The sequence below is a fragment of the Bartonella sp. CB10SXKL genome (assembly GCF_042195515.1).
Classification (GTDB): domain Bacteria; phylum Pseudomonadota; class Alphaproteobacteria; order Rhizobiales; family Rhizobiaceae; genus Bartonella.
Genome location: NZ_JBHION010000002.1, coordinates 244517 through 266608 on the forward strand (window position 1 = coordinate 244517; position 22092 = coordinate 266608).

Genomic DNA, 22092 nt, shown 5'->3' on the forward strand with positions numbered 1-22092 from the left:
GGTTACTTTGCTTTTGAGGGATAAAATGACTAAACCAAATGCCCGTGTGAAAGTTGGAAATATGATTTTTTCAAATGAAATGCCTCTTTCATTAATTGCAGGGCCGTGTCAGATGGAAAGTCGTGATCATGCTTTTGAAATGGCTGGTCGTATTAAAACAATTACCGATCAGCTTGGTATCGGGTTTGTTTATAAATCAAGTTACGATAAAGCCAACAGAACCTCTTTGGGGGCGGCACGTGGTATTGGTCTTGAAAAAGCAATGTCCATTTTTTCTGATTTAAAAAAAGAGTTTAATTGTCCCATATTAACTGATGTGCATACAGAAGAGCAATGTACAATTGTTTCTTCTACAGTGGATATTTTACAAATACCGGCTTTTTTATGTCGTCAAACAGATCTTTTGGTAGCAGCAGCCAAAACAGAATGTGTTATTAACATTAAAAAAGGTCAGTTTTTAGCGCCGTGGGACATGGAGAATGTTTTAAAAAAGGTTGTTTACAGTGGTAATCCGAATGTTATGCTTTGTGAGCGAGGCACGTCATTTGGTTACAACCGACTTATTTCTGATATGCGTTCGTTGCCTATTTTACGTTCATTTGGTGCTCCTGTTATTTTTGATGCAACGCATTCTGTTCAAGAACCTGGGGGGCAGGGGGCTTCATCTGGTGGGCAGCGTCAATTTGTTGAAATTTTAGCGCGTGCAGCTGTCTCTGTTGGGGTAGCTGGTATTTTTTTAGAAACACATCAAGATCCAGATAATGCACCTTCTGATGGACCCAATATGGTTAAAGTTGATGATTTACAAAGATTGCTTGAGACTTTAATGGAATTTGATTATCTGTCAAAAAAGTTGAGTTGAGAAGAGAAAAAATATTTCATTAATAGGGCATTATAAATGAATCGAGACTTTTATTGGATAAGGAAACACATATGACTATAATTGTCGATATCATTGGGCGTGAAGTTCTTGATAGCCGTGGTAATCCAACGGTAGAAGTTGATGTTCATTTGGAGAATGGAGCTTTTGGTCGCGCTCTGGTTCCTTCGGGAGCTTCAACAGGAGCACACGAGGCTATAGAGCTTCGTGATGGTGGTTTGCGCTATCAAGGGAAAGGTGTTGAAAAAGCGGTTGCTGCAGTTAATGGCGAAATTCTTGAAGAACTTGGTGGGCGGGATGCAACAAATCAAATTGCTATTGATCAAGCAATGATTGCTTTGGATGGAACGCCAAACAAAGCCCGTCTTGGTGCCAATGCACTTCTTGGTGTTTCATTAGCTGTTGCAAAAGCAGCTGCGGATTCATTAAATTTACCTTTGTATCGTTATATTGGTGGTACACAAGCGCATATTCTTCCAACCCCCATGATGAATATTATTAATGGTGGCGTTCATGCTGATAATTTGATTGATTTTCAAGAATTTATGATTATCCCTATAGGAGCTCCTACTGTAAAAGAAGCTATCCGTTATGGCGCTGAGATTTTCCATGCATTGAAAAAGCGTTTAAAAGATGCGGGTTATAATACCAATGTTGGTGATGAAGGTGGTTTTGCACCTCAATTTAAAAGTGCTGATCAAGCAATTGATTTTATTATGGAATCTATCATGATATGTGGCTATAAACCAGGTGAACAAATTGCCATTGGTTTAGACTGTGCTTCAACCGAATTTTATAAAAATGGTTCATATTTTTATAAAGGTGAGGGGAAATGCCGTGACATCCAAGAGCAGGTAGATTATTTAGCACATCTTGTGAAAAATTATCCTATTATTACAATTGAAGATGGAATGGCAGAGGATGATTGGGAAGGTTGGAAGCTACTTACTGACACAATTGGAGAAAAATGTCAGCTTGTTGGCGATGATTTGTTTGTAACGAATTCAGCACGTTTGCGTGATGGTATCAAAATGGGGGTAGGCAATTCTATTCTCATAAAAGTTAATCAAATTGGTACATTGAGTGAAACACTTGATGCTGTAGAAGTAGCACATAAAGCAGGTTATCGTGCCATTATATCTCATCGTTCAGGCGAAACAGAGGATTCTTTCATTGCAGATCTTGCGGTTGCAACGAATTGTGGACAAATTAAAACAGGTTCTCTTGCACGTTCGGATAGATTAGCCAAATACAATCAACTTATTCGTATTGAAGAAATGCTAGGAGCCCAAGCGCGTTATGCTGGTGATTTAGTGTATAGTTCTGAGCACAAAATATGAAAGTATAAGATCATTTAGATTATGAAATTGAGATTTCTTATCAAAGGCATATACGCAATAATTTTTAAGTGTTTAAATTTATAGGGATTAAGATGAGAGGTATAATTATTAGTCAAGATCAAGGAACTTATCTCGTTGCTGGTGATGATGGTAAACGTTATCAGTTTGCGACTTGGGATTGGTTGGGAAAGAATCCACCAAGGATTGGTAATGCTGTTGATTTTGTCTGTGAAGGGGGGGTTGTCAGTTCTGTTTTTCCATTGTTGAGATCAGGTACAGAGAACACAAAGATAATGTTCGCACTGCTTTGTTGGGTTGCAGGTATCTTTGGTGTCCATCGCTTTATGGTTGGTAAAGTTAGGACTGGTGCTTTAATGCTAGTTCTATCTTTATCATTGTTTGGATTGATAATTACCGGTATTTGGGCAATTGTTGATTTTATAGTCATTCTTGGTGGAAAATTTACGGATAAAGATGGGAATCAGATTACCGATTTGTAAAAAAATTACAATAAAAAGAAAATAATAAAGTCTACTTTTTATTTCGATCAATATATTAAGTTGCATAATGCAAGATTATTGTACTCTATTTCTTTAATGTGAGATATTAAGAGAAATATGCACAATTGAATAAAAGTATTGAAAAAGACTGTGCTATTTTATGTGGGTAAAACAACGACGTAAATCAACTAAGGTTGTTTTGTATTGCTGCTTATAGCAGCAGAAAGCGTTAGATCATTGGAGGGCAAAACTATTTTAATTTCATGTTTATCACGGTGAGTACGAATTGTATTTACACCGTGAGGTTAATCCGCATATTATCGAATTGAAATTAATCTCTTTATGAATAACACATAAGGAGCAGCTTTATAGGTGGGCAAGAATGAAAGGTAAGATTATTGGTCATGATCAGGGAGATTATTTCATTTCAGGGGCTGATGGTAAGCGCTATCAATTTGCGAATTGGGATTGGTCAGGAAAAACGCTGCCGAAGGTTGGTGACGTCGTTGATTTTGTGTGTGAAGGTGATACCATTAAATCTATTTTCCCTATCTTGACTGAAGGTCAGTCACAGCAATCAAAAGTGACGTTAGCGGTCGTTTGTTTTTTCTAGGTGGACTAGGGATTCATCGTTTTATTGTTGGTAAAGTTGGAACTGGCATTGTAATGCTTCTTATAAATATACTAAGTATAATCAGTCTACCATTTACTTTTGGGTTAGGGATTATTTTTATAATTACACCTTGGGTATTGATTGATTTTATAGTCATTTTAACAGGAAGTTTTAAGGACAAAGATGGGTGTAAAATCACGACTTAGAGGATATCCAATATTTATAATATAAAAAGTGGGGCATTCAGCTTACTTTGATTGTATTAAGGGGGGGATAAATTGAAATAACAAATTATTTTGGTGTAGATTTGGTAATGAGGTATTAATCAAAATCATGCATAGTTGGGCAAAATATCAAGAAATTTGTGCTGTAAAGACTGTGCTATTTTATGTGGACAAAGCAGAAACGTCGATCAATCAAAGTACGCTTTGTACTACCTCTTATGACGGTGGGAGTCTTAAGCTATTTCAGTTATCACATTTATCATGGTGAGTATGGATTGTATTCACGCAGTGAAGTTAATCAGCATATTAGCGAATTAGAAAAGGAGCTTCATAAAATAGAAGCTGAGCGGATATTCATGGAAAAGCGTATTTCTCTTTTACGCAATGGGCATATAGAAAAAGATATGTTGGATGAGTATGTCCGAAAGAATTTGAACTTTTCTAAGCCAAATGAATTGACAATCTTAATACCTTGAAATGATACCAAAGGTAAATGAAAAATCGCTTAATTTAAACAACAATCAGCAATGATATTGTTTAAGCCGATTGATAAGGCTTGTAACTTTTGTTCGTAAAGGTTATTCCTAAATAATCATAAAAGGGAGTTTAATATGGCAGAACGACTTAAAAAAAATTCTGCGTCGGCGGCGCGCACTGCATTATCAAGCACCACAAAGAAAGCACCAATAGCAGATTTTACAAAAGAAGAAGAAATTGATGCTTATCGTGAAATGCTTTTAATTCGCCGTTTTGAAGAAAAAGCAGGACAACTTTATGGTATGGGGCTTATTGGGGGATTTTGTCACCTTTATATTGGTCAGGAAGCCGTTGTTATAGGAACATTGAAAGCGGCAAAAGAAGGTGATCAGGTTATTACGTCTTACCGTGATCATGGTCATATGTTAGCGGTTGGGATGAGTCCGCGTGGTGTCATGGCAGAATTAACGGGGCGCCAAGGTGGCTTTTCCAAAGGGAAAGGTGGCTCGATGCATATGTTCTCTAAAGAAAAGAACTTTTATGGAGGACATGGTATTGTTGGTGCGCAGGTTCCAATTGGTTCAGGTTTGGCATTTTCGAATCAGTACCTTGGTAAAGATAATGTGACATTGGTTTATTTTGGTGATGGTGCTGCAAATCAGGGGCAGGTTTACGAGAGTTTTAATATGGCTTCACTTTGGAAGCTTCCCGTTGTTTATATTATTGAAAACAATCAGTATGCTATGGGAACGTCAGTTTCACGTGCATCTGCAGAAACTGATTTTTCCCGACGTGGTCTTTCTTTTGAAATTCCAGGTATTGTTGTTGACGGTATGGATGTTCGATCAGTAAAAGGAGCTGCTGATGAAGCAATTTCTTGGGCACGCTCAGGTAAAGGACCGATCATTCTTGATATGCAGACCTATCGCTATCGTGGTCATTCCATGTCTGACCCAGCAAAATATCGTTCAAAGGAAGAAGTCCAAAAAATAAAAGAGGAGCACGATCCGATTGATCAAGTAAAAAGTCGGATTCTTAAAAAAAATTGGGCGAGCGAAGACGATTTAAAATCTATTGAGAAAGAGGTCCGTGCAATTGTTGCTGATGCGGTAGATTTTGCACAAAGTGATCAAGAGCCAGATGCTTCTGAGCTCTATACTGATATTTTAGTTTGATGCGAGGGAAGCAAGTATGTCTATTGATATTTTGATGCCGGCGCTTTCACCAACTATGGAAGAAGGTAAACTGTCTAAATGGCTCAAGAAAGAAGGTGATAAGGTTAGCTCTGGCGATGTTATTGCTGAAATTGAAACGGATAAGGCTACAATGGAAGTAGAGGCCGTTGATGAAGGTACTCTTGGTAAAATTTTTGTGCCTGAAGGTTCAGAAGGCGTAAGGGTTAACACTGTTATTGCAATTTTGTTAGAAGAAGGTGAGCGTGCTGAGGATATTTCGCAACCTACGGATACAGCACAAAAACCTAAGGAATCTGCTCTTTCTCTACCTTTGTCAGTTCCGCAGGCTGCTCCTACTTTTGATACATCTCTTAATTTTGATATTCCAGCGGGAACACAAATGGTTACAATGACAGTTCGTGAAGCGCTTAATCAGGCTTTGGCTGAAGAAATGCGGCGTGATGAAACAGTTTTTCTTATGGGGGAAGAAGTCGCGCAATATCAAGGTGCCTATAAGGTTAGTCAGGGTTTGTTGGAAGAATTCGGAGAACGCCGAGTTATTGATACCCCAATTACAGAGCACGGCTTTGCTGGGCTGGCTGTCGGGGCTGCTTTTGGTGGGTTACGTCCTATTGTCGAGTTTATGACTTTTAATTTTGCGATGCAGGCGATGGACCAAATTATTAACTCAGCAGCCAAAACACGTTATATGTCTGGTGGACAAATGACCGCTCCTATGGTTTTCCGAGGTCCCAATGGTGCGGCTGCCCGTGTTGGTGCTCAACATTCTCAATGCTATGCTGCATGGTATAGTCATGTACCAGGTCTGAAAGTTGTCATGCCTTATAGTGCTGCAGATGCAAAAGGTTTGCTGAAAGCTGCTATTCGTGATGATAATCCTGTTATTTTCCTTGAAAATGAGATTTTGTATGGGCATCAATTTGATGTTCCTCAACTGGATGATTTTCTTTTGCCTATTGGTAAGGCGCGTATTCATAAGTCTGGACAAGATGTGACGATTGTTGCATGTGGAATTGGGATGCATTATGCTGTTCAAGCGTTACCAGAAATTGAAAAACTTGGTATTGATGTTGAATTGATTGATTTACGAACCATTCGCCCTATGGATCTTCCAACAATTCTTTCGTCAGTTAAAAAAACAGGTCGTTTGGTAACAATTGAAGAGGGATTTCCTCAGTCATCCGTGGGAACTGAAATAGCAACGCGTGTTATGCAGCAGGCTTTTGACTATCTTGATGCGCCAATTGCTACGATTTCTGGCAAAGATGTTCCGATGCCTTATGCCGCTAATCTTGAGAAGTTGGCTTTGCCTAATACTGCTGAAATTATTGAGGCAGTTCAGGCTGTGACATACAGAGCATAACGGAGGAAAGCATAATGCCCATTAAAATTACAATGCCAGCGCTTTCCCCTACGATGGAAGAGGGAAATTTAACAAAATGGAATATTAAGGAGGGAGATAAGGTTTCCTCTGGTGATGTTATTGCTGAAATTGAGACGGATAAAGCGACAATGGAAGTCGAAGCCGTTGATGAAGGTAGGGTTGCTAAAATTGTTGTTCCTGCTGGAACACAAGGCGTTAAAGTAAATGCTTTAATTGTTGTTTTAGCAGAAGAAGGTGAAGATTTAGCTGAAGCTGCAAAAGTTACAGAAGAAATCTCTTCTTCTACAAGACAAGAATCAGAGGGCATCAAACAGACAGATTCTCTGAAACAGACGGACTCAAAGGGAATAAAAATGTCTCATGAATCATCAACTGAGCAATTAATACAGCAAGATAAAAAAGAAGCTCGTCTTTTTGCCTCTCCCTTAGCGCGGCGATTAGCATCTCAGGCAGGTCTTGATTTATCCCTTATTTCTGGAAGTGGTCCGCATGGGCGTATTATTAAGCGCGATGTGGAAAAAGCTGTGAGCAGCGATATTTCTAAAGTGTCTTATTCATCACAGATAGGGGAGCTAACAGCTACAGGTGCTTCAGACAAACAGATATTGAAACTCTTCAAAGAGGATGAATATAGCTTCGTTCCCCATAATAATATGCGTAAAACAATCGCGACACGTTTGGTGGAATCAAAACAGAAAGTCCCACATTTCTATGTAACGGTAGATTGTGAACTTGATGCGCTATTAGCACTGCGTACACAACTGAATGCTGCTGCACCAATGGTTAAAAGGCAGGAAGAAACTCAGCCTACTTATAAGCTTTCTGTTAATGACATGGTGATCAAAGCTGTCGCACTTTCTTTGAAAGCGGTTCCTGATGCGAATGTCTCTTGGCTTGAAGGTGGGATGATTCATCATAAACATTGTGATGTTGGGGTTGCTGTTTCTATTCCCAATGGATTAATTACACCGATTATTCGCCATGCAGAGGAAAAGCCGTTATCACTTATTTCCAAAGAGATGAAGGATTTTGCAAAGCGTGCGCGCGAGGGCAAGTTAAAAATGGAAGAATATCAGGGTGGAACAACAGCTGTATCAAATATGGGGATGTATGGTATAAAAAGTTTTTCTGCTATTCTTAATCCACCGCATGCGACGATTTTTGCGATTGGAGCAGGGGAGCAGCGCGCCGTTGTTAAAAATGATGCATTAGTCGTTGCGACAGTTATGTCAGTTACGATTTCTGCTGATCATCGTGCTGTCGATGGTGCTTTAGCAGCAGAGATCGCGCGGACTTTTAAGAAGATGATTGAAAATCCATTAGCAATGTTGGTTTGAACTGTTTAACAGTTCTTCACGTAAATTGTGAGAGAGTGTATTAAGAGAATAAAAGCAAATTTAACGAGTTTGAAGAGCAATGTTATTGCTATTTCTGGTTTGGGTAAAGCATTTACGTAAGCAAAAGACATAAGATAATTCTGTCATGTTATTTTGCAGACTTAAGTTCAAAAAGTGCATATCCGTTTTATATATATCCATGGAGGAATTACTGTGGCAAATCTTTATGATGTAATTGTGATTGGATCAGGTCCAGGCGGATATGTAACCGCAATTCGTGCAGCACAATGTGGCTTTAAGACTGCGATTGTTGAACGTGAACATTTGGGAGGGATCTGTTTAAATTGGGGATGTATTCCCACAAAGACCCTTCTACGTTCAGCGGAAATGAAACATTTTGCTGAACATGCGAAAAATTATGGACTAAAAATTAATGGTTCAATTGAGGCAAACATCAAAGATGTTGTGGCACGTTCACGCGGTGTTTCAGCACGTTTAAATGCTGGTGTTGATTTTCTAATGAAAAAAAACAAAATTGATATTATTTGGGGTGAAGCAAAGCTTACTAAAGAAGCAAAGGGAAGCCATCCTGCGGAAATTATGGTTTCTTCATCCTCAAAACCGATTATGCAACCGCAAAATCCAGTCCCTAAAGGAACGTTAGGGGAGGGAACTTATCAAGCAAAGCATATCATTATTGCAACGGGCGCACGTCCTCGTGTTCTTCCTGGTATTGAACCAGATGGAAAACTCATTTGGACTTATTTTGAAGCTATGATACCGCCAGCAATGCCAAAATCGCTTTTGGTTATAGGGTCTGGGGCTATTGGCATTGAATTTGCCTCTTTTTATCGTGATATGGGGGCGACAGTAACTGTTGTTGAAATGATGCCCCATATCATGCCTGCTGAAGATATTGAAATTTCAACGTTTGCTCGTAAACAGTTAGAGAAAAGAGGTTTACGCATTCTTCGTCAAGCAAAAGTAACAAAGGTTGAAAAGTCTTCCGATTCTGTGACTGTACATATTGATGTTCAAGGTAAAATAGAGACAATAACTGTTGACCGGTTAATTTCCGCTGTAGGGGTGCAAGGTAATATTGAGAATCTTGGTTTAGAATCTTTGGGAATAAAAACCGATCGCGGGTGCATTGTAACTGATGAATGGAGTTGGACGGGGGTGGAAGGCATTTATGCTATTGGTGATGTAGCAGGTCCTCCTATGTTGGCCCATAAAGCAGAAGAAGAAGGAGTGATATGTATTGAGCATCTTGCAGGTTTGAAGAGTGCTCATCCGCTTGATAAAAGAAAAATTCCAGGGTGTACATATTGTACACCACAGGTTGCCTCTGTAGGGCTTTCAGAAGCGGCTGCAAAAGAAGCAGGTTATGATATACGTATTGGTCGTTATTCTTTTGCTGCGAATGGTAAGGCGATTGCTTTGGGTGAAGATCAGGGGTTAGTAAAAACGATTTTTGATAAAAAAACAGGACAGCTTCTCGGGGCCCATATGGTAGGGGCTGAGGTAACAGAATTGATACAGGGTTTTGTTATTGCTATGAATCTTGAAACAACAGAAGAAGAATTAATGCATACTGTCTTTCCACATCCGACCTTATCGGAAATGATGAAAGAAAGTGTATTAGATGCTTATGGTCAAGTTTTAAACGCTTGATGACTGGATTGTATGAAAAATTTTATATTTTTGATTGTTACTTCGTATTTATAAGGCAAAGGCTTAAATGGTTACGGTTGTTGATAGAGTTACAAATAGACGTTTGCGTCATCCTGAAAAGGCACATCGTCCTGATACAAGCGTTCAAAAAAAGCCAGATTGGATTCGTGTAAAAGCGCCAACATCACCAATTTATAAGGAAACACATGGTATTGTACGTACGCATAAGTTAGTGACTGTATGCGAAGAAGCTGGTTGCCCTAATATTGGCGAATGTTGGAGCCAGAGGCATGCTAGCTTTATGATTTTAGGTGAAATATGTACGCGTGCTTGTGCTTTTTGTAACGTTGCAACAGGTATTCCACTTGCCGTTGATGACAATGAGCCAGAACGTGTCGCCGATGCTGTTGCACGGATGGAATTAAAACATGTTGTCATTACATCTGTTGATCGTGATGATCTTGCTGATGGTGGTGCTGAGCATTTTGCAAAAGTTATTTATGCGATTCGTCAAAAAACTCCTAAAACAACAATTGAAGTTCTTACACCTGATTTTCGTCATAAGGATGGCGCTTTAGAAGTTGTTGTTGCTGCTAAGCCTGATGTTTTTAATCATAACTTAGAAACAGTTCCTTCTAAATATTTGAAGGTCCGTCCAGGGGCGCGTTATTTTCATTCAATTCGTTTATTACAACGCGTTAAAGAACTTGATCCAACAATTTTTACAAAATCGGGAATTATGGTTGGCCTTGGGGAGGAGCGAAATGAGATTTTGCAATTGATGGATGATTTGCGCGCTGCTGATGTTGACTTTATGACAATTGGACAATATTTGCAGCCTACACGAAAACATCATCCAGTTGTTCGTTTTGTGCCTCCTGAAGAATTTGAGTCTTTTGCCAAGATTGGTAAAGTAAAAGGATTTTTACATATGGCTTCCAATCCTCTGACGCGTTCATCTCATCACGCTGGAGATGATTTTGCCATTTTGCAAAAAGCGCGTGATGAAAAATTTTCCTTACAGAGATAATTATGCCGATTTTTACAATACATCGGCAGATCACCCATAGTGCCAGTGAAATGTTTGATCTGGTTTCAGATATTGAGCGTTATCCTGAATTTTTACCAATGTGTGAGTCTTTAATAATACGTTCTCGAAAAGAATATGGAAAAAAAATATTGCTTCTTGCGGATATGACCGTTGGCTATAAGATTATTCGTGAAACTTTTACGACTCAAGTATTTCTTCAGCCGGAAAAAAGTCTTATAGAAGTTAAATATATTGATGGTCCATTCAAATATCTTGAAAATCGTTGGGCCTTTCATGATATTGAAAATACCAATGCATGTAATGTAGAGTTTTTTATTGATTATGAATTTAAAAGTAAAACGCTTGGATTAGTGATGGGCTCAATGTTTGATATTGCGTTTCGTAAATTTACCGAGGCTTTTGAGAAGCGTGCGCATCAGATTTATGGCTCTACGGTAACATAGTCTATTCTGTTATTTTTTAACAATACGTATTGCTTATAACAGCGTGAAGGTGAAAACCGGTTTCCATCTTTACTATTTGTTTTTAATTCAGCTTTCAAAAACATATTGAAGGAACATCATTTTAAATGATGAAAATGATGTACAGCTTCACTCTTTTGTTTCTCTCTTTTTTAATGGATACACATCCGTTAAACAGAACGCCCAAATAGAACATGCTTGCGTCATACCCATTTCATAATAGTGCTCATAATAAATAGTATAGATCCTTCGTAAAAGCATATAAACTCCACATCTGTACGTTTATGAACAAGTCAGCCTGCACCATTTATTTGCCATCTCTCAAGATGTTGCGCCAGCTCTTAGCACTTGAGAGAGGTACAAGTGTCCCTTTCTTTAATCATTTTATTTACTACAGTTTTTTTCTCTTGTGGCGTGCAAGTGAATAAATTTAATTAATTCAACCTACACAGGGCTGAAGTGAGATAACTTTACGCTATTCAGGTCTTTCATTTTCAAGTTGTGGGCGACTATAGACTCAATGTGGAATAGAGAATTTTGAAATTAGTATGGGGAATTCAGTGAAGTAATTCCAGAATCATTTTAAAAACATTTTCAACAGTTGCATGGCGGATAGCATTGCGATTAAGATGAGCAAAGTGCATTTCTTTGTGCAGGGGGGGGTGATTTTTGTAAGCAACTGCGCAATGCACAAGTCCTACAGGTTTATCAAGACTTGCACCTCCTGGACCAGCAATCCCTGTTACAGAAACTGCAATGTCAGCTTGTGAATGTTTTAATCCACCCTCAGCCATTGCAAGAGCAACTTCTTTTGAAACGGCACCATAGGTTCTTATAAGTTCAGCACAAACGCCAACAAGGCGTGTTTTGGATTCATTTGAATAAACAACAAATCCACAATCGAGAACATCTGACGATCCTGCAATATTTGTGAGGCTTGCAGCAATGAGCCCCCCTGTACAAGACTCTACAGTTGTTAACAGTAAACCTTTTTGGCGAAAGGTATTAAGGACTTCATGTGCTTGTTTTTCACAAAGATATGTCATTGGGGAATTTCTCCTGAATAAAGAACGCTCGCTGTTGCAAGAGCAGCAATTCCCTCACCACGACCAATAAATCCAAGCTTTTCATTTGTTGTTGCTTTGATAGAGATTCGATCAGGTGTCATTGCAAGTATTGTCATAAGATTTTCTGTCATAGCATGACGATAGGGACCAATTTTAGGATTTTCAGCGATAATTGTGATATCAACATTGGCGATACGACCATCTGCTTGTTTTATAATATCGAGAGCATGACGGAGAAAAATTTCTGATGATACATTTTTCCATTGAGGATCAGAGGGAGGAAAATGTGTACCTATATCTCCAGCACCTTGAGTTGCAAGAAGGGCATCTGTTAATGCATGAAGAGCAACATCCGCATCGGAGTGTCCATTTAATTTTTTATGAAAAGGGATTTTTATACCACATAATATAAGAAAATCACCATCTTCAAAAGAGTGAACATCATAACCATTGCCAGTACGGATATCAGGAAACATTTGCATTTTCTTTTGGAGATATAAATGTGCAGTATTAAAATCTTCATGCCATGTAATTTTTATGTTGTTAGGATCCCCAGGAACGGTACGCATAGGAATTCCAAACCATTCGGCAATTGCAGAATCGTCAGTGAATTCTTGTTTGCAAGCTTGTTTTGCTTGTTTATGGGCCGCTAAGATATGTTCAAAGGGAAAACACTGTGGAGTTTGTGCACTATAAAGATGGGTACGGGGAATTGTTTCTAAAACATGCTGATTATTTATACGTTTAAGGGTATCAGAGATGGGCAGAACAGGAAGAACACCTTCTTGAGGCGTGATAGTGTTGTGAATGTTATTAAAAAGCTTGTTTTCAATAAAAGGGCGTGCACCATCATGAATATGCACATATTGGGGGGAAAATTTTTTAAGTGCCTGAAGTCCATGTAAGGTAGAGATTTGACGTGTATTGCCTCCTTCAACGATAATAAGGCGCTCTTTAAAATCGCCAATAGCTTGTTCACAGATTTGACGATCTTCTGGATGAATAACAAGGATAATTGTTGTGATAGCTGGATGCTGCAAAAAACAATGCACGGTATGATAAATAATCGGCTTTTGTCCTAGAAGCCGATATTGTTTTGGAATTTTATAGGGAGATCCTGCTCTTTCACCCCGTCCAGCGGCTAATATTATTGCTGCAATAGAAATACTTAATCTCCTTGTATTATAATCTTAGTTTTCTTTTTTGTCATTAATTTTAAAATGATTTTGAAAGGATGGTTGTTGTAGATCAGCAAGGGATATCATGGACAACACCTCAAAAAAAGCATTTAATGCTTTTTGAAGTGCGGTATTTAAACCACAAAAATCAAACAAGGGGCAAGTTGGTTCTGCAGTATCGAAACATTCTGCTAGGGAAAAGTTGTCTTCTGTTACTTTCACAACATCAGCGACTGAAATCTCTGCTGCGGGTTTAGCCAATCTAACTCCACCATTGCGTCCACGCACTGTTTGTATAAAACCTGCTTGAACAAGCAGCTGAAGGATTTTAAATAAAAAAAGTTCTGAAACGGCATATGCTTTAGCAATTTCTGGAACACGACTGAGAGTTCCCTGATTATCTGCACAATACATGAGCATTCGAAGAGCATAATTTGTTTGTTTTGTTAATCGCATCTCATTTCCTTCGTAAAGTATCGTCGAACACAGTCTATTTTAAAGATATTTTGCAAAATATAGAAGCTTTTCCTCATTGACTATATTTGCCCTATTTTAAATGTAGTATTAGTATTGTCAATTTTTGCTACAAAAGGTTATATGAGAATAATGGGATAAGGGTATGTAAGCTCATGACGAATATAACATCTGTGACGAATCTTCAAGACATAGATAAAAATACTTATAACGATGAGTTGTATCGTTTAAGTAAGGTATATATTTTTTTAGGGGTTACAATTATTGTATTGGCTTTACTTACGGCCTCTGTTTCGTTTATTATTCTTATTGGATTAACTCCTGTTGTTCCCAGTAGAACAGTAACCCTTATTCTTATAGGAATTAATAGTTTTTGGGTTTTAGGGCTTATTGTCATCGTTTTTTATGAGATGATTCCGATCATTCGTGCTTGGCGTTCAAGGCGTGCAGGATCGCGTCTTCATGTGCGTCTTATTTCATTGTTTGCACTTGTTGCGACAATGCCAGCTGTTGCTGTAGCTCTTGTATCGGGTCCAGCACTAAATTTGGGACTTGATCGATGGTTTGATACAACAACGCGGCAAATTGTGGGCTCTTCTATTGATTTAGCAAATGCTTATGCAGATGAAATGCTTCAAAATTTAAAAAATTTATCCTACGCGATGGCATTTGCACTTGATAACAAAAAACTCTTAGAACGTAATCCAGCTGAATATAGGATGCAATTGACACGTCATGCTATAGGACGCAATTTGCGTGGTGCATTTTTGTTAAGTTCTAGCGGAGCTATTTTTGTATCGAGTGCTCTTGGTGATGAAGATAAACTGCCAATTCCTCCTTCTCATCTTATTGAACGTGCAACCAGTGCGAGACCTTTTTCTTTTCAACCAGGCGTTCATGATTATTTTGGTATTATTTTAAAATTTACCAACATTCCAAACACATTTTTATATTTGGTGCGTGACGTTGATAAAGGTGTTTTATCTGCTTTGCGTTTGACAGAAGTTAATACAGATCGTTATCGTGATTTAAATGAAAATCGCCTGCTGACACAGATTGCATTTGGTATGCTTTATTTGTGTCTTTTTTTTAGTTTATTCTTATCAGCTATTTGGGCTGCTATTGCTGTTGCTGATCGTTTAGTGCGTCCTATTCGTCTTCTCATTAGTGCTGCCGATGATGTTGCTTCTGGAAATATGGAAATTTTCGTGCCAGTACGAGCAAAAGATGGAGATATTGGGCAATTATCCAAAACTTTTAATTACATGGTCAGTGAATTGAAAAGTCGGCGTAATGAGTTGATTGCAGTGCGTGATCAAATTGATGAAAGACGGCGTTTTTCTGAAGCTGTGTTATCGGGTGTAACAGCGGGAGTAGCAGGTATAGATGATAATGGTGATATCACCATTATCAATCGGTCTATTGAAGCGATGTTTGATATTCGCTCTGAGCACGTTGTTGGACAAAGTCTTTTATCTTTAAGCGCTGAAATTTGGCAGGTTTTTCAGTTTGTGCGTTCATTAGATCGTAAAAACCATCGTGAACAGGTCACTTTAAACGTTGCAGGAAAAGAGCGTGTCTGTAATGTTCAAGTTACGATGGAGGAGGATGATGGACAGGGGCAATCTTGGGTTCTAACAATTGATGATATTACTGACCTTGTTGCAGCGCAACGTACAGCGGCGTGGGCGGATATTGCGCGGCGTATTGCGCACGAAATTAAAAATCCTCTTACACCTATTCAGTTATCCGCTGAACGCATTCGTAAACGTTATAACAAAGCTATTACACAAGATAGAGAGGTTTTTGAGCGGTGTATTGACACGATTATTCGGCAGGTTGGAGATATTGGGCGTATGGTTGATGAGTTTTCCTCTTTTGCACGTATGCCCAAACCCAAAATGCATATTTTAGATATACGAGAATTGTTGCGCGAAGCATGTTTCTTGATAGAGGTGACGCGACATGATATTCATTTTGAGCAAGATTTAGGAACTCTACCACTTATGGGTGCATTTGATAACCGTCTCATTGTACAGGCTTTCTGCAATGTTATCAAAAACGCGAGCGAATCCATAGATTCAGTTATGCGAGAGGAAAATATTCACGGTCATATTCTTGTCCGTTCTTATCGACAGAAAGAATGGGTGGTTGTGGATGTTGTTGATAACGGGAAAGGACTTCCTAAAGAGCAAAGACAAAAGTTATTAGAACCCTATATAACAACGCGGGAAAAAGGAACAGGACTGGGGTTAGCCATTGTGCGCAAAGTTATTGAAGATCACGGTGGTTTCATGGAGCTTCATGATGCACCGGAGAGTTTTTATGAAGGTCGTGGTGCGATGATCCGTTTGATATTTCCTGCGGATGGGGGTAAGCAGGGTAATATTATACAAGCCATAAATCATAAGATAGGGGAATAGTATGGTATCAGATATCTTGATTGTTGATGATGAAGCAGATATTCGTGAGCTTGTTGCTGGTATTTTAGAGGATGAAGGTTATGAAACGCGCGTTGCTTGTAACTCTGATGAAGCATTGGCTCAAATTAGTGAGCGTATTCCAAAGCTCATTTTTTTGGATATTTGGCTACAGGGTAGTCGTCTCGATGGTTTAGCACTGCTTGATGAAATTAAAACACAATATCCGGCTCTTCCGGTCGTTATGATCTCTGGTCATGGTAATATTGAGACGGCTGTTTCCGCTATAAAGCGAGGGGCATATGATTTCATTGAAAAACCTTTTAAAGCTGATAGACTTGTATTGGTTGCAGAGAGAACACTTGAAAATTCAAATTTAAAACGTGAGCTTTTAGAATTACGAAAGCGTTCGAACGAGACATTAGAGTTGCTCGGAAAATCGACAGTTATAAAAAATTTGCGTCAAATCATAGAAAAAGTAGCACCAACCAATAGTCGCATCATGATAACAGGTCCTTCAGGGGCAGGAAAAGAGACTGTTGCACGAACTATTCATGCGCTCTCAACGCGTTCGAATGGGCCATTTGTTACAATAAATGCTGCAACGATTACTCCGGAAAGAATGGAAATAGAGCTGTTTGGCAGCGAAATGGAGGGAAGAGAGCGTAAAATCGGTGCCTTAGAGGAAGCTCATGGCGGTATCTTATATCTTGATGAAATTGCTGACATGCCGCGTGAGACTCAAGGGAAGATTCTTCGGGTTTTAACGGGGCAAACATTTGAGAGAATTGGCGGCACAAAACGTGTTAAGGTGGATGTCCGTATCATTTCTTCGACAGCGCAAAATCTTGAAAACCTCATTTCTGATGGGCGCTTTAGGGAGGATCTTTTTCACCGTCTTTCCGTTGTTCCTATTGTTGTTCCTCCCCTTTCAGCGCGTCGTGAAGATATTCCAGAACTTGTACATCATTTTGTAAAAACAATATCACAGCAGGTTGGGATTAAACCGCGTGCAATCAGTGATGATGTGATTGCTATTTTGCAAACGCACGCTTGGCCGGGTAATGTGCGGCAATTACGTAATAATATTGAGCGTCTTCTTATTCTTGTGCGGGATGGTGATGGTCCTATAACAGCGGACTTTCTTCCCAGTGAAGTAAGTGATTCTTTGCCACGCCTTCAAATGGATTCAGATGAAAGTATAATGGATTTGCCGTTACGTGAAGCTCGAGAATTGTTTGAAAAGAGATATTTAGTGGCGCAGATTGGGCGTTTGGGTGGAAATATATCACGTACTGCTGAATTTATAGGCATGGAGCGTTCAGCTTTGCACCGTAAACTTAAAGCGCTTGGAGTTTCTTAAGCGATGCGTGTTATTATTTGCGGAGCAGGACAGGTTGGTTATGGGATAGCAGAGCGTCTTGCTGCTGAAAATCATGATGTTACCGTTATTGATATCGAAACGAGATTAATTGAAAAGATTCGCGATACATTGGATGTGAGAGGTTTTGTTGGTCACGGTTCACGGCCTGAAGTTCTTTTGGCAGCAGATGCAGACAAAGCTGATATGTTGATTGCTGTTACTTTGTTTGATGAAGTCAATATGGTAGCTTGCCAAGTAGCACATTCATTATTTAATGTGCCCACAAAAATTGCTCGTATTCGCTCACAATCTTATTTAGAGCCACGTTATAAGACGCTTTTTTCCAGAGAGAATATTCCCATTGATGTGGTTATTTCGCCAGAAGTTGAAGTTGGGGAAATGGTTTTGCGCCGTATTGCTTTACCTGGTGCAATAGATGTTCTTTATTTTTGTAATGATGATATTGTTGCGCTAGCCTTGGAATGTATGGAAGATTGTCCAGTTATTAATACACCTTTGCGTCAATTAACAGAGCTTTTTCCAGATCTTCATACGACGGTTACCGCTATTAAACGTGGCGCGGAATTATTGGTTGCACATTCAGAAACGCAATTACGCGTTGGTGATATAACCTATCTTGTTGTTTCTCGTGAACAGATGCGTCGTGCTGTTGGGCTTTTTGGTCATAAAGAACAAGATGCACACCGCATGATTATTGCAGGGGGTGGTCACATTGGCCTTTATGTTGCACAGGCGATTGAAAAGCGTTTCCATAAATTAAAATTGAAGATTATAGAATCGCATAGAGAAAGAGCTCTTACAATTGCTGATCAGCTTGAAAAAACGACAGTCTTATACGGTAACGTGTTAGATCCAGTGATTCTTCAAGATGCGGGAATTGATCAGTCCGATTTAATGATTACATTGACCAATCAAGATCAGGTTAATCTCTTAAGCGCTATTATTGCTAAAAGATTGGGCTGCAAAGCCAATATGGTATTGATTAATAATGTTGCCTATCAAGAATTTAGTCGTGCTGTTGGTGTGGATGCATATCTTAATCCCCATAGCGTTACAATATCGAGAATTTTGCAACAAATGCGCCGTGGGCGTATTCGTTCTGTTCATTCAGTTTTTAATGGCCGAGCAGAAATTATTGAAGCTGAAGTGATGCAAACATCTTCATTAGTTGGTAAGTCATTATCAGAGCTCAATTTATCAGATGGTTTGAGAATTGGTGCAATTTATCGCAATAAGACAATAATACAGCTTTCGGCAGATACGCGTATTTTGTCTGGTGATAGAATAGTGATTTTTGCTCTTGCTGATAGGGTTCGTGATGTTGAACAACTCTTTCGCGTAAGTTTAGAATATTTTTGATGTATTATCTATGGATATTTGTACTTTTGGGTATAGTGGACAATTAAGATTGGTGGATAGGCTTTGTTTGTCTTCAATGGTTAAAACTGGACAGCGCGTTAAGCTTTTTAGTTATGATAAAAAAATAGATAATCTCCCTGCTGGTGTTGAGCTGCATGAAGCCGAATCAATTTTACCACGCTCAGCAATTTATCGCCTTGATCCCGATTTTTCTGATGATAAACTAGGGTGTACAATTGTTCAGTTCTCGGATTTTTTTCGTGTTATGCTGATGAAATATCAACAAGGTGTTTGGTTAGATACAGATGTTTACCTTGTTAAACAATTTCATCCAGATGCCGATAAGGTTTGGTTGGCAAGAGAAAATAATACAAGAGTAGGCGTTTCTGCACTTTATTTTCCGCCCAATAACCCTATTATAAAAATATTTGAAGATTATTGGGCAGGCACAGAAATTATTCCTCATTGGCTTGGGTTTAAGCGTCGTGTTTGGAGACCGTTCTGGTTAAAGAGGAAAAAAATGCCGATTTTACCGGGAAATCTTGGCGTTACAATATTTGGCAATGATGGTATTTCACGATTAGCAAAACGATATGGTTTTTTTCATGAAGCAAGGGAAAAGGAAACTTTTTATTATTGGACTGGGCGAAAAACTGAACGTATTTTTGAACCAGCTTTTGGCGTAAAGCCGCTTACAGATTCACGCTTGATAGGCTTTCATATTCACAGAAAGACAAAGACCACGAAAAGACCTCAGGAAGGAAGTTTTTACCATTGGGCGGTATCTCGCATTCCTGATGTTCATCATTTGTTTAGGTAGAGTTATTATTGCTATTTTAACTATTGAGATTTTAATCTATCTTATACATCTCTTGATTGTAGCTTGCACAAGAGAGTAATGTTAGCATATGGATAAAAACATTGAATGTGTAAAGAGCGGTTGTTATATGAACGGAAAGTAAAAATATGAGTGATCCAATGAAAACAGCATTAAGCCTTGTTCCTATGGTTATTGAACAAACCAATCGTGGTGAGCGGGCCTATGATATTTTTTCCCGTCTTTTAAAGGAGCGGATTATTTTTATTAATGGTCCTGTTGAAGATGGTATGGCAATGCTTGTTTGTGCACAATTGCTTTTCTTAGAAGCGGAAAATCCTAAAAAAGAAATTAGTCTTTATATTAATTCTCCAGGTGGTGTCGTAACATCTGGTATGGCTATTTATGATACTATGCAGTTTATTCGCCCTCCTGTTTCTACGCTTTGCATGGGGCAAGCGGCATCTATGGGGTCTTTATTGTTAACAGCTGGAGCAAAAGGTCATCGTTTTACATTGCCAAACGCACGCATTATGGTGCATCAACCATCTGGAGGTTTTCAAGGTCAAGCTTCAGATATTGAGCGACATGCGCAAGATATTATAAAGATGAAACGGCGTTTAAATGAAATTTATGTCCAACATACGGGGCAAGATTATGAGGTTATAGAGAAAACTCTCGATCGCGATCATTTTATGACAGCAGAAGAAGCCAAAGCGTTTGGCTTAGTTGATGATGTTATACAATATCGTGCAGAAACTGAAAAAGAAGAAAAAGATTAAGAATTTTTATAGAAAAAACAGCTACTTTAAATCAAAGAGTTTTATAAAAAATATCGCAAAATAAGAGAAACACCTAAAAATATTGAGACATGCATGGTTTTCTATATGTCTTTTAGTTTTCATGATGAAAAGCTTCCTTTGAAAAGGCAAAGTATTCATATATCGTGGTGAAAGGAAAGAAAAATGAGCAAAATTAGCAATAGCGGGAACGAATCAAAAAATACTCTCTATTGCTCGTTCTGCGGCAAGAGTCAGCATGAGGTGCGTAAGCTCATTGCGGGGCCTACTGTATTTATCTGTGATGAATGTGTAGAGCTTTGCATGGATATTATTCGGGAAGAAAATAAGTCTTCTGGGGTTAAGGTGCGTGATGGTGTTCCTACGCCACAGGAAATTATAACAGTTCTTGATGATTATGTTATTGGTCAGCAGCATGCGAAGCGTGTTCTTTCTGTTGCTGTGCATAATCATTATAAACGGTTGGCGCATCAGTCTAAAAGCAATGATATTGAGTTGGCAAAATCAAATATTCTTCTTGTTGGTCCAACGGGCTGCGGTAAAACTTATCTCGCACAAACATTAGCACGTATTATTGATGTACCTTTTACGATGGCGGATGCGACCACTTTGACTGAAGCAGGTTATGTGGGGGAAGATGTTGAAAATATTATTCTTAAGCTTCTTCAAGCAGCAGATTATAATGTTGAACGTGCACAGCGTGGTATTGTTTATATCGATGAGGTTGATAAGATTTCTCGTAAAGCAGATAATCCTTCTATTACAAGAGATGTTTCGGGGGAAGGAGTTCAGCAAGCGTTATTAAAAATTATGGAAGGAACGATTGCTTCTGTTCCTCCTCAAGGTGGACGTAAGCATCCGCAACAAGAGTTTCTTCAGGTTGACACCACAAACATCTTATTCATTTGTGGGGGAGCTTTTGCAGGTTTAGAACGGATTATTTCAGGGCGTGGTGAAAAAACTTCTATTGGTTTTTCTGCGACCGTTAAGGCTCCTGATGAGCGTTGTGTCGGTGAAATTTTTCGTGATTTAGAGCCTGAAGATCTTATAAAATTTGGTTTAATACCAGAATTTATTGGACGCCTTCCTATAGTCGCTACCTTAGAGGATTTAGATGTTAACGCCCTCATGCAAATTTTATCACAACCTAAAAATGCATTAGTAAAGCAATATCAGCGTCTTTTTGAAATGGAGAATGTCGAGTTAGCATTTCATGAAGATGCTTTACGTGTTATTGCAAAGAAAGCAATTGAACGTAAAACTGGTGCTCGTGGTTTGCGTTCAATTATGGAGAAGATCCTTCTTGAGACGATGTTTGAGCTACCGGCTCTTGAAGGCGTTCAAAAAGTGGTTATTTCGAGTGATGTCGTTGATGGGAAAGCGCGTCCTCTTTATATTTACTCAGAACGTGCAGAAGATAAAGAAAATGTATCAGCATGACATTGTGCGATGCACA

General features: G+C 38.8%; 19 protein-coding genes and 1 pseudogene. 17 read left to right on the forward strand and 3 right to left on the reverse strand.

The window, feature by feature from the left end; translation table 11 throughout:
* The first annotated feature begins 25 nt into the window (after positions 1-25).
* From kdsA to ACFIK3_RS02280, 11 genes and pseudogenes are all read left to right on the forward strand, one after another.
* Complete coding sequence (gene kdsA / locus ACFIK3_RS02230) at positions 26-862, forward strand: 3-deoxy-8-phosphooctulonate synthase (RefSeq protein WP_273791141.1); 837 nt, start codon at positions 26-28, stop codon at positions 860-862.
* Between the two features lie 71 nt (positions 863-933).
* Entirely contained in the window at positions 934-2220 is a 1287-nt protein-coding gene (gene eno, locus ACFIK3_RS02235; RefSeq protein WP_375643079.1) for a phosphopyruvate hydratase, read from the forward strand.
* A gap of 92 nt (positions 2221-2312) precedes the next feature.
* Positions 2313-2720, forward strand: a complete 408-nt coding sequence (locus tag ACFIK3_RS02240) for a TM2 domain-containing protein (RefSeq protein WP_375659950.1) — start codon at positions 2313-2315, stop codon at positions 2718-2720.
* 382 nt (positions 2721-3102) lie between these two features.
* Positions 3103-3539, forward strand: a pseudogene (locus ACFIK3_RS02245) (TM2 domain-containing protein).
* Positions 3540-3721: 182 nt separating this feature from the next.
* The gene (locus ACFIK3_RS02250) at positions 3722-4033 is read left to right on the forward strand and encodes a septum formation initiator family protein (protein WP_012754998.1); all 312 of its coding nucleotides are present in this window, start codon (positions 3722-3724) and stop codon (positions 4031-4033) included.
* 135 nt (positions 4034-4168) lie between these two features.
* Positions 4169-5209: a pyruvate dehydrogenase (acetyl-transferring) E1 component subunit alpha gene (gene pdhA / locus ACFIK3_RS02255; RefSeq protein WP_273791144.1), complete on the forward strand. Its 1041-nt coding sequence runs from the start codon at positions 4169-4171 to the stop codon at positions 5207-5209.
* A 16-nt stretch (positions 5210-5225) separates the two neighbouring features.
* Entirely contained in the window at positions 5226-6593 is a 1368-nt protein-coding gene (locus ACFIK3_RS02260) for a pyruvate dehydrogenase complex E1 component subunit beta (RefSeq protein ID WP_375638116.1), read from the forward strand.
* A gap of 14 nt (positions 6594-6607) precedes the next feature.
* Entirely contained in the window at positions 6608-7951 is a 1344-nt protein-coding gene (locus ACFIK3_RS02265) for a pyruvate dehydrogenase complex dihydrolipoamide acetyltransferase (protein WP_375659951.1), read from the forward strand.
* 213 nt (positions 7952-8164) lie between these two features.
* Positions 8165-9625 carry a dihydrolipoyl dehydrogenase gene (lpdA, locus tag ACFIK3_RS02270; protein WP_375643074.1) on the forward strand — a complete coding sequence of 487 codons (1461 nt, stop codon included), beginning with the start codon at positions 8165-8167 and terminating at the stop codon, positions 9623-9625.
* A gap of 67 nt (positions 9626-9692) precedes the next feature.
* On the forward strand, positions 9693-10655 hold the full coding sequence (gene lipA, locus ACFIK3_RS02275; RefSeq protein ID WP_273791148.1) for a lipoyl synthase: 963 nt from the start codon (positions 9693-9695) through the stop codon (positions 10653-10655).
* 2 nt (positions 10656-10657) lie between these two features.
* Positions 10658-11119: a type II toxin-antitoxin system RatA family toxin gene (locus ACFIK3_RS02280; protein WP_273791149.1), complete on the forward strand. Its 462-nt coding sequence runs from the start codon at positions 10658-10660 to the stop codon at positions 11117-11119.
* A 575-nt stretch (positions 11120-11694) separates the two neighbouring features.
* On the opposite strand, the gene ACFIK3_RS02285 is transcribed toward ACFIK3_RS02280, so the two are convergent.
* The 3 genes from ACFIK3_RS02285 to rirA are packed head-to-tail and all read right to left on the reverse strand — an operon-like array spanning position 11695 to position 13838.
* On the reverse strand, positions 11695-12183 hold the full coding sequence (locus ACFIK3_RS02285) for a CinA family protein (protein ID WP_375631353.1): 489 nt from the start codon (positions 12181-12183) through the stop codon (positions 11695-11697).
* A complete protein-coding gene (locus ACFIK3_RS02290) occupies positions 12180-13370 on the reverse strand; it encodes a bifunctional 2-C-methyl-D-erythritol 4-phosphate cytidylyltransferase/2-C-methyl-D-erythritol 2,4-cyclodiphosphate synthase (RefSeq protein ID WP_273791165.1) in 1191 nt (396 codons plus the stop codon). The genes ACFIK3_RS02285 and ACFIK3_RS02290 overlap by 4 nt, the downstream gene beginning before the upstream one ends.
* Positions 13371-13394: 24 nt before the next feature.
* Complete coding sequence (gene rirA, locus ACFIK3_RS02295) at positions 13395-13838, reverse strand: iron-responsive transcriptional regulator RirA (RefSeq protein WP_273791151.1); 444 nt, start codon at positions 13836-13838, stop codon at positions 13395-13397.
* Between the two features lie 173 nt (positions 13839-14011).
* Here rirA and ACFIK3_RS02300 point away from each other — a divergent pair, with 173 nt between their 5' ends.
* The 6 genes from ACFIK3_RS02300 to clpX all read left to right on the forward strand — a co-directional run bounded on the left by ACFIK3_RS02300 (position 14012) and on the right by clpX (position 22076).
* Positions 14012-16279, forward strand: coding sequence for an ATP-binding protein (locus ACFIK3_RS02300; RefSeq protein ID WP_375676190.1), 2268 nt, complete (start codon positions 14012-14014; stop codon positions 16277-16279).
* A gap of 1 nt (position 16280) precedes the next feature.
* The gene (locus ACFIK3_RS02305; RefSeq protein ID WP_273791153.1) at positions 16281-17639 is read left to right on the forward strand and encodes a sigma-54 dependent transcriptional regulator; all 1359 of its coding nucleotides are present in this window, start codon (positions 16281-16283) and stop codon (positions 17637-17639) included.
* Between the two features lie 3 nt (positions 17640-17642).
* Positions 17643-19019, forward strand: a complete 1377-nt coding sequence (gene trkA, locus ACFIK3_RS02310) for a Trk system potassium transporter TrkA (protein WP_273791154.1) — start codon at positions 17643-17645, stop codon at positions 19017-19019.
* 10 nt (positions 19020-19029) lie between these two features.
* Positions 19030-19839 (forward strand): hypothetical protein, encoded by an 810-nt coding sequence (locus ACFIK3_RS02315; protein ID WP_375676191.1) that lies wholly within the window; start codon positions 19030-19032, stop codon positions 19837-19839.
* A 146-nt stretch (positions 19840-19985) separates the two neighbouring features.
* Positions 19986-20618, forward strand: a complete 633-nt coding sequence (clpP, locus tag ACFIK3_RS02320; RefSeq protein ID WP_273791156.1) for an ATP-dependent Clp endopeptidase proteolytic subunit ClpP — start codon at positions 19986-19988, stop codon at positions 20616-20618.
* A 183-nt stretch (positions 20619-20801) separates the two neighbouring features.
* Entirely contained in the window at positions 20802-22076 is a 1275-nt protein-coding gene (gene clpX / locus ACFIK3_RS02325; protein WP_273723371.1) for an ATP-dependent Clp protease ATP-binding subunit ClpX, read from the forward strand.
* Positions 22077-22092: the final 16 nt, after the last annotated feature.

Coding starts and splice junctions, on each gene's coding strand:
- trkA (WP_273791154.1), top strand. CDS start 17,643: ATGCGTGTTATTATTTGCGGAGCAGGACAGGTTGGTTATGGGATAGCA.
- ACFIK3_RS02265 (WP_375659951.1), top strand. CDS start 6,608: ATGCCCATTAAAATTACAATGCCAGCGCTTTCCCCTACGATGGAAGAG.
- clpP (WP_273791156.1), top strand. CDS start 19,986: ATGAGTGATCCAATGAAAACAGCATTAAGCCTTGTTCCTATGGTTATT.
- ACFIK3_RS02300 (WP_375676190.1), top strand. CDS start 14,012: ATGACGAATATAACATCTGTGACGAATCTTCAAGACATAGATAAAAAT.
- kdsA (WP_273791141.1), top strand. CDS start 26: ATGACTAAACCAAATGCCCGTGTGAAAGTTGGAAATATGATTTTTTCA.
- ACFIK3_RS02285 (WP_375631353.1), bottom strand. CDS start 12,183: ATGACATATCTTTGTGAAAAACAAGCACATGAAGTCCTTAATACCTTT.
- ACFIK3_RS02260 (WP_375638116.1), top strand. CDS start 5,226: ATGTCTATTGATATTTTGATGCCGGCGCTTTCACCAACTATGGAAGAA.
- ACFIK3_RS02315 (WP_375676191.1), top strand. CDS start 19,030: ATGGATATTTGTACTTTTGGGTATAGTGGACAATTAAGATTGGTGGAT.
- ACFIK3_RS02250 (WP_012754998.1), top strand. CDS start 3,722: ATGTGGACAAAGCAGAAACGTCGATCAATCAAAGTACGCTTTGTACTA.
- ACFIK3_RS02240 (WP_375659950.1), top strand. CDS start 2,313: ATGAGAGGTATAATTATTAGTCAAGATCAAGGAACTTATCTCGTTGCT.
- clpX (WP_273723371.1), top strand. CDS start 20,802: ATGAGCAAAATTAGCAATAGCGGGAACGAATCAAAAAATACTCTCTAT.
- ACFIK3_RS02305 (WP_273791153.1), top strand. CDS start 16,281: ATGGTATCAGATATCTTGATTGTTGATGATGAAGCAGATATTCGTGAG.
- ACFIK3_RS02280 (WP_273791149.1), top strand. CDS start 10,658: ATGCCGATTTTTACAATACATCGGCAGATCACCCATAGTGCCAGTGAA.
- pdhA (WP_273791144.1), top strand. CDS start 4,169: ATGGCAGAACGACTTAAAAAAAATTCTGCGTCGGCGGCGCGCACTGCA.
- lipA (WP_273791148.1), top strand. CDS start 9,693: ATGGTTACGGTTGTTGATAGAGTTACAAATAGACGTTTGCGTCATCCT.
- rirA (WP_273791151.1), bottom strand. CDS start 13,838: ATGCGATTAACAAAACAAACAAATTATGCTCTTCGAATGCTCATGTAT.
- eno (WP_375643079.1), top strand. CDS start 934: ATGACTATAATTGTCGATATCATTGGGCGTGAAGTTCTTGATAGCCGT.